Genomic DNA, 13,887 nt, shown 5'->3' with positions numbered 1-13,887 from the left:
TGAAATTTAATATTTTTTTTGGTAACTCTTATTATCAATTTAAAAATACTAATTACTTCATTCCTTGCATCATTTGCATCATTTTTTTACCACCGCCACCTTGCATCATTTTCATCATTTTACTCATTTGATTAAATTGTTTCATAAGTTGATTTACTTCTTGTATAGAAGTTCCAGAACCTTTAGCAATTCTCTTTTTTCTACTAGCATTTATGCTAGTTGGTGTCGTTCTTTCTAAAGGAGTCATAGAATGTATAATAGCTTCAATGCCTTTAAAAGCATCATCATCAATGTCAACATCTTTCATGGCTTTACCAGCGCCAGGAATCATGCCCATTAAATCTTTCATGCTTCCCATCTTTTTTATTTGCTGAATTTGAGTTAAAAAATCATCAAAACCAAACTGATTTTTAGCAATTTTCTTTTGTAATTTTCTAGCTTCTTCTTCATCATATTGGTCTTGGGCTCTTTCTACTAAAGAGATAACATCTCCCATTCCCAAAATTCTGTCTGCCATTCTATCTGGGTGAAAGATATCTATAGCGTCCATTTTTTCTCCAGTTCCAATAAATTTTATGGGTTTATCAACTACAGATTTTATAGATAATGCTGCTCCACCACGTGTATCTCCATCTAATTTAGTAAGTACAACACCATCAAAATTTAAAATTTCATTAAAAGCTTTTGCGGTATTTACTGCATCTTGCCCCGTCATAGAATCTACCACAAACAATGTTTCTTGCGGATTTACAGTTTTATGAATGTTAGAAATTTCCGTCATCATTTCTTCATCTACAGCCAAACGACCAGCGGTATCTATGATAACTACATTTTTACCAGTTGCTTTTGCATGTTTTATGGCATTTTGCGAAATTTCTACAGGATTATTGTTACCAACTTCTGCATAAACTTCAACACCAATTTGCTCACCAACTACTTGTAATTGATTAATTGCAGCAGGTCTATATACATCACAACCAACTAATAAAACCTGTTTAGATTTTTTATTTTTTAAGAAGTTTGCTAGTTTTCCTGAAAAAGTAGTTTTACCAGAACCTTGCAAACCAGACATTAAAATTACCGTTGGCGAACCACCTAAATTTACACCTACAGTTTCGCCTCCCATTAATTCAGTTAGTTCATCTTTAACTAACTTTACCATTAATTGCCCTGGGTTTAACGTAGTTAATACGTCTTGACCAATGGCTTTGGTTTGTACTTTTTTGGTGAACTCTTTGGCTATTTTAAAGTTAACATCGGCATCTAGTAACGCTCTTCTAACTTCTTTTAAAGTTTCTGCAACGTTAACTTCTGTAATTTTACCATGACCTTTTAAAGTATGTAGGGCTTTGTCTAATTTATCGCTTAAATTACTAAACATAATTGTGTGTTCTTTTTTTTGGAAACACAAAGATAAGAATTAGAATAGTTTTTTATTGATTCAGAATTAGAAAATATGTAGTTAAAGATGTTTATTCATTGATTTAATATCAATGTAAGGAAAATGTAGAATGAAAAAACAGCAATTTTAGTTTATTTAGAGTAATAATATCAAATTAAAATTCACAGTTTTCTATTAAGAATGAAGTATATATTGACGTTTATTTCTATAAAAAGGTTAACAAAATGTTTCTTCGGAATAGTTGTTTTTTAAGATTTTTGTATGATGTTCTGTGTGGTGTGCAGTCCACATAATTATTTCTCTAATGGTCATTTTACCCATTAAAGGATGAGGAATTACCAAGGTATCTAAGTTAATATCGCTAACTTTTAAAGTTTTGTATTGTAGTTTTTTACTTTGAATTTGCAATTTTGTTAACAAACGTGCTTTTTCTTTGATGGTTGGTTTATATAATTTTTGATTAAATTCACTGACCTTGTCTTTGTTCTCAATCAGTTTTTCTTGATACTTTTTTACAATTGTTTCATAATTTCTGGTTTCTCTATTGCAAGTACCAAATTTATATTTCAAAAAAAACCGAGGGTAACTTAAGGCATTATTTAGCATTTGTAAACTGTTTACTAAATGTTGTATTTGTTGACCGGTTGTCCATTTACCATCAGGACCAAGTTCCCAAATATCATCAGATTGATTTGTTAACCAGCTAAATAATTGTTGGTGTTTTTCTTCTAATAATTCTGCAATTGCTTCTTTTTTCATAAGTAGGAAAATGTATGCAGAAATTTACAAAAAAAACATCGAATTCAGAAACTAATTAAAAAGGAAGAAAATTTATTGGTACTTTTTTTATTCATCTTTTAATGCTTCTCTGGTAGCAGTTACTTTATTTAATAACCTTTTTAAAACCATTAAAATGGTTTCCTGGTTTTGTAATGTACCATCATCTGCGGTATTTGTTATGGTTTCATTTATGGTAATAGTAGGCGTAGTTGTGTTATTCATAGAATTATTTATGCCTTCTACTTTAGCCAATAACCTTTCTAAAATATTCAACATTTCTAATTGATTAAACTCTGTGCCTAAATCTATTAAATCAATATCTAATCTCACAAAATCTAAATCTTCATCGTTTATTGCAGCTTTGTAAAGATTAGGACCGTTAGATAGCGCATCAATTTGTATTTCTATTCCATTTGTTGGTGCAGGGTCTGGCACTAGAAAATGACCTTGAAAAGAGTTAGCAGAAGTAGTTGGCCCAGAAATTACAGACTGATCATCTTTATTAACAATAGAAACATCATTTGTGCTAATTTGATTCCATTTTAGATCTACAAATTTATGTGTACCAACATTGTCTATATAACCACCATAAATTGTAGCTCCATTAATTGATGAAACGGTTCCTGTAGTTATAATATTACCCGTAAAAACGGGTGCATTTAGTGTAATGGTTGTAGCTGAAACTGTAGGCGCTCCAGTGCCAGAACCATCTATAACAACGTTTAAGTTTCTTGCATTTAAAATATTGTTATTTCTTGTTACTGTTGTTGCTGTTTCACCTGAGTAATTGTTCACTAAAATAGCTTTTAAATGGTCATACGCTTTAGCAGTAGTTTCTTGTGTAGTATATGCATCTACTATTGTTTTATCTACTTCGGTTATAGAGGAATCTTCTCCTAAAGGTGCCGGTGTAAAAATTAGTTCGTCTAAACCTACCATATCAACAGTTGTAGAAGAAATTAAATGTTTGTAACTAATTATGTTTGCTGTCATTTTTACATCCATATCGTCGTCATCTCCATAACTTTCAAAATTTTCGTACTGTGCTTGATTATTAGCATTTAATCCGTTTGATAAACCGAGTAGTATCGTTTCAGTATTTGATGTACCATCTGCAATTGTTGTAAAATTATACGTAACTGGAGTTGTAAAAGTATCTCCTGTACCACGATTATCTGTTATCTGAATAATTGCACTTTCTACATTACCATTTGCATCTTTAATTTTAAATGATACATCACGCTCAAAAAATACTGCGCCTTGATTTGGATTACCTAAACCCAATCTTCCTGTTATTCCTATTTGGTCTAAAGGCAAATCAAAACCATTAATTGTCATGGTGTTATTGTTACGTAGCTTTAAAGAATAAGAGCCAATGTTACCAGCAAATTGTAAGTTGCTAAGATCTGCATTTTTATTTCCTATTCCATAAATGGATTGTCCAGCGCTTTCTAAATTGTGATTACTATCAATAGATCCTCCGTTTTTAAATTCTAAACCTACGAAATTTCCAAGTCCTGTAATTAACCCACCAATACCATCAAGAACAACATCAATATAAGTATCAGGAGTATCAATAAAATCGAACCTAACAATTTGTGTTGGATCGGTAGTTATTTTTTTGAAAATAGTTTTGTTTAGTTCTATTCTACCAGTTCCGTTATTATTCAAATCAATACCACTAGCTGTTGGTATTATGCAACTGCTAGCTGTAAAAGATGCAGAATTTGCTACTGCAAGTGTAACGTCTGTGCCAAAATTTGAACCTTCTTTTGTATTGGTTATAGCCTCTCCACTTCCTGTAATTGTTAGGTTTCCGTTTACAGTAACAAATGGTAGCGATGTTCCGTTACCTCCTAAAATTTTTTCAAAATCTGAATTAAAGGTTAAATCTCCATTTATTGTTAATGCGCCATTTGCCTGGTTATGATAGTTTACAATAGCATCTCCTGTTAAAGAAATTGTGGTGTTAGCTGTAACATTAGATATACTAGATAAGTCTGTTGCTGTTCCTGTAAATGTACCACCTGCATTAAATTGTGCATTGGTAAATACACTAAAAAAAACTACTATTACTGAAATTAATATTTTGATTATAGTTCTCATTTTAAATACTTAAAATATAAGCGCAGTACAGTCTGCTAATGTAAGTGGTTGTGTTGTTTGACCTGGATTATTATCAATGGTTGCAATGTCTTCTACATTTACGTCTGTTTTGTCGTATCTAATCACTTTCCATTTGTTATTTACAACCAGTGATACATATCTGTAATTATCGTTTGTGGCAATTCCATCGTCATCACCATCAAAAATAAGTTCATTTGTAACGGAATTAAATGCAATAGGTTTCCAAGCATCATCGCCTCGTAAATAGGCGTTTTTGTTATTAGAAGCGTATAGTAACATACCGTCTGTAGGTGTTGCTATTTCTGTAGGTGTTGTTTCTGTTGATAAAAGCAGTGCCATTTTTTGAGTATTTGTTAAGTCTAAAATAGCTTCTGAATTGGGTGAAGTATTACCAATGCTTACATTACCGTTGTTATTAATTTGTATTCTTTCTGTGCCATTTGTATTAAAACGAATTATATCTTCATCCGTATTTTTTTCTACATTTATAGAAGTGTCTCCATCTGCATCTTGTAATGTGTTCACAGCATCCCATTTTGTTCCTGTTGCGGTTGAAGATAATACTTGTCCTGCTATTCCGGAATCTCCGCCACTATCTATATAACTTCCAACTACACTTAAATTTTTATAAATATTTACTTGTTGAGTGTCATCTATTCTTAATGCCTCGGTGCCACCGGTGGTAAATGCTAATAAATCTCCTGCCGATGCAGGCGAAGATGTAGGGCTAAACATACCTGTGTTTTTATCACTAGTAAATCTGTAAGAAGGTGTACCTGCTGTACCGTTAGAGTTATTTAAGCCACTTGTTCTTGTAGAGCCACCAACATTTAATTCGTTATTAATGTCATTTGTAGATCTAGGACCAACAAAAAGTCTTGTATTTGCTTTATCGTAAAATAACTGAGAGTTATTTTCTGTAGGACTACCGTTTGTATCTGCAAAAAAGACAGAACCTGTTGTACCTGTATGAGATAGGTTAACCCAATTACCATCATTATAAACTTTAATTAAGGTGGGTGAGGTGCTTGTATCGTACCATATATCTCCTTCAAGTGGTGTTGTTGGCGCAATAGCCGAAGACGTTACACTATTGTTAATTGCAGTTTTTAGGGTTCCTTTATTATCTATGACTCTAATTTCTTGGGCATAAGATATTTGTACAAAAATTGCACTAAAAGTAAATAATAAAAATTTTAGGATTTCTTTCGAAAACATTTGCTATTAAATTGTTGCTGTAAATAAAAGTTGGACGTTTTTATTCCTAATTTGGATAAAAGAGTTGGTTGTTTATAAACCAACTCTTTATAAAATATATAGTGAAAACTATAATTTACTTTAGTAAATTATTGAACCCATTGAATTTCTAATCTATCTCCTGTTATAAATGCATAGTCTTCAGGATCTGCTCCACTTGCATTTTTTACAGTAACATCAACAGCACCAACAGTACCCCCAATAGTATAATCTACACCATTTAATAATTTCGCTCCGTTTCTGTATACCCAAATTTTAGTAATATCATTAGGTACAGTTGAATCGCCACTAAAAACATAATCTGTAGCTGTAGTTGCCATTGCATTGTGTACACCTCCTTTTACTAAATCACTAAATAATAATTTTTCTGTAGCACCTGTTGCTTCATTTCTTACTAATAATGTCCAACCAGTTCCTGGTGTAGCATTCCCTTTAGCAATTTCCTTATCAACTGCATTTGTTGAAGCAGTAACAGCTGTAAAAGCAATACCGTCTAAAGCAAATAATTTACCTGATGCATCAATATATGTATCATCTGTTAATGTACCTCCTAATTGCCAGGTAGTTGTAATACCAGCACCAGTAGTAGCAGTATTTGTTACTTGAGTTAATCCATTTTTTACTTGTAAGTACTTTATTGTACCTTTGTTATCAATAACTCTAACAGAACCTGCAGTTCCATCAACCTCCACCTCTCCTAAAGTAGTAGCTGCTTTTTTTGTAACATCTCCTGTATCTTGCTGCGCATTTACGGCTGCACCTACCATCATCATAAGGCATAATACGCCTAGTTTTAAATAATTTGTTTTCATTGTTTTCATTTTTAAATTTATTAATTGTTTTTAATTTTACTATTTTAATTCATTATTGTTTAATTTTTTTTCATATCGTTTTAAGGTTAGGGTTTTTTAATTTTAATATAATTGTACTATTCTAATTTTATCGTCTTGGTAGCATTGTGCTTCAGGTTCTAATCTTATGGTTGTGTTATTAATTGCTGTAAACTCTATACGAACACCATTTCTATACACATCTATTCTATCTGTATTGGTAATTGTTAAAGGTGTTGAGAATTCTATTTGACCATCCGTAGCAATAATAACAATCTGTTTTTGTTGAGAAGAGGTTAACGTTTTTGTTCTTAAAATACCGGTGTTTTTTTCTACCACTACTATTTTATCATCAGAAGCATTACTTTCTTCAAGGTTTTTTATAGCCAAAGTATTTGTAGCACTTGTTACGATTTCTGTTGGTTCAATTAAATTACCTCCTAGTTTTATGGTATTACCATCTTTATGAAGTCCGTTTAAGGCTTCACTAGTAATAGAAACCCAATTGTTACCATCGTATACTTCTATACAACCGCAAGCTTGATTCCAAACTTGATCTCCTATATTAGGGTTTGTAAATTGAGAATCTCTAACAGCATTGTCTGCAACAACTATAAGGCCTAATTCATTGGTTGGGTCATAATCATCATTTACGGGTACCCAATTTGTACCATCCCAAATCATTAAAGTTGGGTTTCCGTTTGGTCCGTAATCTGTGAGCCAAACTAAATCACCTATTACATAAGGCGGTGTTAAACTTCCTAAAGATGTAACAATTCTTACTTTGCCATTTCCACCACTTGCTGGATGAGGAATGTATAATATTTTTTGAGTATCTAAGAAAACGAAGCCTTCATTATTACTAAGAATATTGAGTTCTACATTTAAGTATTTTAATTTTCCATCCCAAATAATATCACCAAAAGTATAGGTAATTGGTGTTCCTTCTCCTACAATTACAGACACCATTCCGTTTTCATCTGTGGTAATTGTATGCTCTTCTATATATTCTATACCTGCTTCATTTGTTATGGTAAAACGCAACGTAATGTCTTCTAAACCTAAAGGAACTTTGTTTTCAGATATGTCTGTACCAGGAATCTGAATTTCTTCCGTATTTAAAATTAACGCTTGATAATTAAATCCAGGCGTTTGCCCAAGTACTATTGTACTTGTTGATAAAAATAAAAAGAGCAGTATTTTATGTATAAACCTCATAATTATTTTTTAATTTTTCTTTTTCTATGGAATCTTTTTTTTGCTTTATATTTTTTTGAAATATTAAAAAGCAATCCAACGGATAAAGATTTTGTTTTAAAAGAATAGCTTTCTCCATCTTGGCTATCTTCATTTTTTTCTTGCAAGCTATTGCCTATATTGTAATTTAAATAGGTAGAAATTCTTTTAGAAATGCTATATTCTATACTTAACCCTCTGTGAAAGCGTAGCAAAGTTCTATCTAAGGTTCTTTCTTTGTAAAGGTCAAAAACTACATTATTATACCTATTAGTACCTGCTGTTAACCAGTCATGAGATATATGAGAATGTACTTGTAATTGTAGTTTTTTCCATTTAATAAGAGACAGGTTTATTCCTAATTTTAATGCAACGTATGACAAGTCATACGAAGTAGGAATTTTTATATTTCCTGATGAAAAAGCAGTGTTTATTTTATAGGTGTTATAACCTGTGCCAACATCTAATTTTATTCTTTTTTTATAAAGATCAAATTTAAAACCTGCTTCAAAAAAAGGAGTATTTGGTTGTGTATAACTTTCGTCTAAAGTATTTGCTCCTTTGTTATTAACATAGTCTTCAAAAAAAGCAGAGCCTAAGCCTGTTTCTACATATACTTGTTGTGCGTTTACTGCAGAAACTAGCATTATCAGAAATAATAAAAAACTATATGTGGCTCTTATGTTAAACATTCCTTTATTCTGTTTTCAATATGTTTTTTGTTGATATAATTTCTCCACTTCTAATCTGTATTAGGTAATTTCCAATACTATATTTGGTCATTGGAATTATAATTTTATCCGTTGGTTGGTATTTTTCATAAGAATGAATTTTACCATTTATATCATAAATTTTAATGTAAACATCATGTATTGTCCGTTTAGAAAAGTCAATTTTTATATGATCTATAAACGGGTTTGGAGATATTACAAAGTCTAAGGTTTCTTTAAAAGAGTCCTCTATGGTGTTGTTAATTTTAAAATAAATAACATTAGTTAAAAAACCTTGTTGTACAGTTATAGATTTTAATTCCTTTTTGCCTATAATGCCAGACTGGCCAACACTTTGTAGTACACTGTATTTGTTGTTATTGGTATAAACCGTAGCGGAACCTACAGAAGTTAATGTAGATTTTAACAGCGTAGGTTTTTTTATCGCAGCTTGCTGTGCAAACGCAATAAAACAATTTAAAAATAACAATATGATAAAAGAATACTTCAATTTAAAATAAGGGTATATTAACTATTTATTATAAATTTTAGACACATTATTTAGGTTAAAGTCACATAAATTTTATGCAGGTACAAATTTATCATAAAAATTTATAATTTTTATTTTTTTAACATTAAATTTAAGGACAATGTTAGATAAAATAATTTTTCAATAATAAAGTGTATAGTTTTATAATTGAAGACTGTAATGTGTTAGTAAAAAGTGGTTTAGGTGAAATATTTTTTTTAATTGAAAATAATAATTTAGACTAAAGTTTCTATTTAGATGTTTAATTTTAAACTTATTTTAATCATTTTTTTAAAAAAAAGAATACCAGAAAGTAGTAACTTAATGGTATTCTTTATCAATAAAAGTAGTAGTAATTTATTTCTTGGTACTCAATTTTTATATGGGTTTACTTTTTTCTAAAATTAATTTATCAAACTTCAATTTATATATTTTTTCTAATATTTTCTTTAAGATTTGTATAGATGGATAGAAAGAGTGTATCATTGGTCGTCAAATCTAACATTTAGTGTTTTAGAGAAATATGAAAACTAAAATCTTTTTTTATTTATGTTGATAAAAATATTGACATGCAATTGTATGGTTGTGTTCAGTATAGAAACACATAAACCACTATAGTATTTTAGTCTATAGTGGTTTATATATTCTTTAAAGTGATATTTTATTTAATCTAAAAATATTTTTTTGGTCATTTTTCCTTTATCAGTTGTAAGCGTTACAAGGTAAACTCCTTTGGCTAAATAGGGTAGAGCAATAGTTTCTACACCTGTAGTTTTAAAAGAGATATTCATAAGTTGCTTACCAAGAAGATTGTATAATTTTAAACCTGTATCTCCTTGAGGCAAACCAGTTATTTTTAACGTAGCATTATCAGGAGTATAGACACTTATATTCAAAGCATCTTCATTTGTTTCCGTGTTTAATGCACTTTCTGTTACATGAAGATAAAACCTTCCTATACCGTTTAAAGTTTCTGATAAGGTAATTTTGTAAAAACTATTTTCTTCATCAATTCGTGTAAACGTATTGGTGTTTCTATCTTCCAAAAATACTTTTAAGTAGGATGGGAAGTCTAAAAGGTCTGTAGAAAAGTTAATTTCTTTTCCAGAAACAGCTTTAACCCCCACCGGAATTACCATGGTTTCATAGTTGTTTTTTGGCAACGATTGTATGGCTAAGTTTTTACCCTGATTATTAGTCACTAATTGAGTAAATACGGCAAAATCTGTTTCAACCCCATCAAACATAGAACTATCAAAACCATTATCAAAACCTGTTGTTTTACCATCAATATAATAGATTTCTGTATATTTTTGGTGCGTTCCATCCTTCATTAATAAGGAAATTTTAGGTTTGTTTGCATCTCTTAAAAAAGTATCTCCACCACCATGGGTTTGAAAACTTTTTGCAAGTTCAACTGTTCCGCTTGCGGCAACTTTTACAAAAAAACCTTGTCCTGGCGCCACTAGATAATCTGTTATTTGGTTTTTAGAGATATATTCTCCTGCTCCTCCGTTTCCAGATGAATCCCATAAGAAAATGGTATTTTCTGTTAATAGCCCTACACTAACATTGTCTAAAAAAGTACCACTATTAAAATAGGAAGTATAAGGATTACCAATGGCATTATATTGGTCTCCGGTATCATAAACTGAAAATGGAATTGAATACGGATTTACATAACCATCAAAACTAAAGGTACCAGCTGTTGTTTTTTTAATAGCATAACCCTCACCTGGCACAAAAGAACCAGGGTTTAAAATGTCAGTGGTATAATAAGACCATCTTGTATTTAAAGGATTTGTATTTTTATATCTACCAATACCTCTTTTAGTACCATTTGTAGCTACTTCATCATAAAAATCATCTATATTTTTACCATCAACAGGAGCGGAAATTAAATACCAACCTTCATCACCAGTTGAAGAGGTAGAAACATATCTATCATAAACGACTTTTTCTGTTCCTAATTGAAAACCTTCTAAAATAAAAGATCCATTTGATGTTGCATCAGATTCTATACCAAATACTCCGTTTTGTGTTAAATCTCCCATTACGGTTAAAGCACCGCCACCTTGTATTTGTAGAGAAGAAGCCGCATCTACTGTTAAATTATTAACAAAAGCGGTAGTTCCTGACTCTATAGTAGGTTGGTTAGTAACATTAGGAATAATAACATCATTTGTAGCAATTGGCACTGCAGAAGTACTCCAATTACTTGAAGTTGCCCAATTTGTGCTTGTTGATCCGGTCCAATTAAAAACCACAAGAATATCCTGTAATCTTGTATTCAAAAGAGTTTCTAAGTCATGCCCGTCTCCATTACCACCTTTAAATAATACCATTAAATTGGTATTTAAAAGGGTTGTATTTAAAATACTTTCTAAGTCATGTCCATCTCCATTACTACCTTTAAACAATACAGAGAAATCGTAATTCCCTAAATTTGTGTTTGTAAGACTTGCAATATCATGTCCGTCTCCGTTACCACCTTTAAATAATACCATTAAATTAGTATTTAAAAGAGTTGTATTTAAAATACTTTCTATGTCATGACCATCTCCATTGCTGCCTTTAAACAGCACAGAGAAATCGTAATTCCCCAAGTTTGTGTTGGTAAGACTTGCAATATCATGACCATCTCCATTACCACCTTTATACAATACCATAATATTAGTATTTAACAGGGTTGTATTTAAAATACTTTCTATGTCATGACCATCTCCATTGCCTCCTTTAAATAACACAGAGAAATCTAAATTTCCTAAATTTGTGTTGGTAAGACTTGCAATATCATGTCCATCTCCGTTACCACCTTTAAACAATACCATTATATTAGTATTTAACAGGGTTGTATTTAAGATGTTTTCTATATCATGTCCATCTCCATTGCCACCTTTATACAATACTGTAAGATTTAAACTTGACAGTGTTGTGTTAAAGTAGTTATGAACATCATGTCCGTCTCCATTACCACCTCTAAACAACACCATTAAATTAGTGTTTACTAAAGTAGTATTTATGACGTCTTCTATATCATGACCATCTCCATTGCCGCCATTAAATTGTTGGGCATGTGTTATTTGGATGAGAAACAACAAAAACAGTCCTATGAATATCTTTTTTTTCATCCTCATCATTTTAAGGTGCTGTTCTTACGGCTCTAAACCCTATTCTAGAACTTCCATCTGATAATATGGTAGCACCATCAAATCTATCGGATATTCTTAGAAAATCAGCTGCATTTACAAAAGCACCCCCACGGTAACAGTAACCATCTCCAGTAGTATTATTTGGCCAACTAGAAGTGGTTCCATTTCCAGTTATTGTACTAATAATGCCATTACCATGAAGCCCTGAATAAGCCCTACCTGTAGAGGTACCCACAGTTACACACGTTTCATATACATTACCAGATAATTCCATAATTCCATAATAACTACCGCCAGTTTCTTCTCTAGTTTTATTTGAAGCACTAGATGCAAAAATGCCACATCTACCAGGGCCACCAAAAAGGTTACTGGTATCAAAGTACAGAGCATTTCCGGTACTTATTGCCATGTTGCTAACCGTTTCAGTAGAAAATCCAGAGTTTGAAATGGTATAATCGATATTGTTGATATTAGCATTTCCCCAAGCAAATTCTCCTGCTTTAGGTGTTCCTGGACCTCTAGCAGCTTTTTCATACTCTAGTTCTGTCATCGGACGCATGGCAGCCCAATCCATATAAGCATTTATGTCACTCGCGTGTAAATAAGCAATAGCTCTATCTGGTGAAGTTGTAGTAGCATCCGCAGTACCACCTGTCCAAGCAATGGTATTTCTAAATACAGTAGTATCGCTATTTTTGTGGTCTGCATCTGTAATATCATGATACCCTTTTTGCTGCTCTGTTAACGAATTGAAAAAAGCCAACCATTGTGCTTCAGATGTTTCATATTTCATACAATAAAAAGCGCCAAACCCTTTAGGGTAGTTAGCTGCTAAAGAACCACTATGGTCTCCAGCAGACGCAGTATCTGAAGTGTAATATAAATTACTTACTGTATTAGCAATAGAAATAGCGTTTTCACTAGTAACGTTATAAGATATAGATGTGGAGCCACCACCATGAAATTTATTTTTTTCAGTACCACTAGTACCCCCAAGATAAAAAGCACCTTCGGGTACATGCACCATTTCAATTGCATATACTTGTACGTCTAAAACATCACTGGTGTTTGTAGAACCATAGTCCCAATGTAACTGTACATTGGTAAAGTTTACATTTCCATCTCCATCTGCATCTCTGTAAATAAAAGCACCTTTATTATCACTAGACACTTCAAGAGTGCTTCCGGTTGCAGCAACCGAATTTGTTTGATACACTGTTGCATGTTGCCAATTATCTCCGTTCGTACGATATTTTACAAAAACCCATGCAGCATCCCAATTGGAAGGACCAGCACTTATACGCCAAGAATTGTCCCAGGCTAAATCAAATTCTACATGTACCCAGCCGCCAGCTTCATTTAAATTTTCTAAAGAAATGTTCGAAACACGGATATTGTTAGCATACCCAGTAAAGTACATCATCATAATTGCTAAAAATGTTATTGTTTTTTTCATAATAGGTTGATTTTTTTAGTTGTTAAAGCATTGAAATTAATTAATATTTTAAATAAATAATTGATATTATGTATAGTTGGTAATAAAAACTGTATAAATGGCCTTTTTAAATATCACTGGTTTTTTAGAAAAGGAAATTAACTATGTTTGATACAACAAAGATGTATTAAAATAAAACTTTAGTACAGCATAAATACACTGATTAGCAGTGGGGAAAAGCACCTTTTTTATGAAAAGTTGGTAAAGTGAAGTGTAATGTATTTAAAAGAGAAAGTTATTCTGATAAATCTTGAAAACAAAGGATAAGGTGTTTTTTTAGAAATACTTTGAAGAAAGTGTGCCTGTTTTTGCAATAAAACCGTTACTTAGATTTTTTTAAAGGTAATTTTTTACATTATTAAAAAGTTG

10 protein-coding genes are annotated in these 13,887 nt (G+C 31.5%); all 10 read right to left on the bottom strand.

Features of this window, described 5'->3' with window-relative positions:
• Positions 1–52: 52 nt before the first annotated feature.
• On the bottom strand, positions 53–1,381 hold the full coding sequence (ffh, locus tag ACSHW5_RS08785) for a signal recognition particle protein (protein ID WP_435675747.1): 1,329 nt from the start codon (positions 1,379–1,381) through the stop codon (positions 53–55).
• A gap of 237 nt (positions 1,382–1,618) precedes the next feature.
• Positions 1,619–2,161, bottom strand: coding sequence for a DinB family protein (locus tag ACSHW5_RS08780; RefSeq protein ID WP_435675746.1), 543 nt, complete (start codon positions 2,159–2,161; stop codon positions 1,619–1,621).
• 87 nt (positions 2,162–2,248) lie between these two features.
• Positions 2,249–4,288, bottom strand: coding sequence for a hypothetical protein (locus ACSHW5_RS08775; RefSeq protein ID WP_435675745.1), 2,040 nt, complete (start codon positions 4,286–4,288; stop codon positions 2,249–2,251).
• A gap of 9 nt (positions 4,289–4,297) precedes the next feature.
• A complete protein-coding gene (locus ACSHW5_RS08770) occupies positions 4,298–5,527 on the bottom strand; it encodes a hypothetical protein (protein WP_435675744.1) in 1,230 nt (409 codons plus the stop codon).
• Between the two features lie 128 nt (positions 5,528–5,655).
• Positions 5,656–6,378 (bottom strand): hypothetical protein, encoded by a 723-nt coding sequence (locus ACSHW5_RS08765; RefSeq protein WP_435675743.1) that lies wholly within the window; start codon positions 6,376–6,378, stop codon positions 5,656–5,658.
• Between the two features lie 102 nt (positions 6,379–6,480).
• The gene (locus tag ACSHW5_RS08760; protein ID WP_435675742.1) at positions 6,481–7,614 is read right to left on the bottom strand and encodes a hypothetical protein; all 1,134 of its coding nucleotides are present in this window, start codon (positions 7,612–7,614) and stop codon (positions 6,481–6,483) included.
• Between the two features lie 2 nt (positions 7,615–7,616).
• A complete protein-coding gene (locus ACSHW5_RS08755) occupies positions 7,617–8,324 on the bottom strand; it encodes a hypothetical protein (protein ID WP_435675741.1) in 708 nt (235 codons plus the stop codon).
• A gap of 4 nt (positions 8,325–8,328) precedes the next feature.
• Positions 8,329–8,853 (bottom strand): T9SS type A sorting domain-containing protein, encoded by a 525-nt coding sequence (locus ACSHW5_RS08750; RefSeq protein WP_435675740.1) that lies wholly within the window; start codon positions 8,851–8,853, stop codon positions 8,329–8,331.
• Positions 8,854–9,536: 683 nt separating this feature from the next.
• Complete coding sequence (locus ACSHW5_RS08745) at positions 9,537–12,002, bottom strand: T9SS type A sorting domain-containing protein (protein ID WP_435675739.1); 2,466 nt, start codon at positions 12,000–12,002, stop codon at positions 9,537–9,539.
• Between the two features lie 10 nt (positions 12,003–12,012).
• Positions 12,013–13,479 carry an SUMF1/EgtB/PvdO family nonheme iron enzyme gene (locus tag ACSHW5_RS08740; RefSeq protein ID WP_435675738.1) on the bottom strand — a complete coding sequence of 489 codons (1,467 nt, stop codon included), beginning with the start codon at positions 13,477–13,479 and terminating at the stop codon, positions 12,013–12,015.
• Positions 13,480–13,887 lie beyond the last annotated feature (408 nt).

Origin of the sequence: Polaribacter sp. (genome assembly GCF_051251875.1) — a bacterium.
GTDB lineage: Bacteria > Bacteroidota > Bacteroidia > Flavobacteriales > Flavobacteriaceae > Polaribacter.
This window is presented reverse-complemented; position numbering and strand designations above follow the sequence as displayed.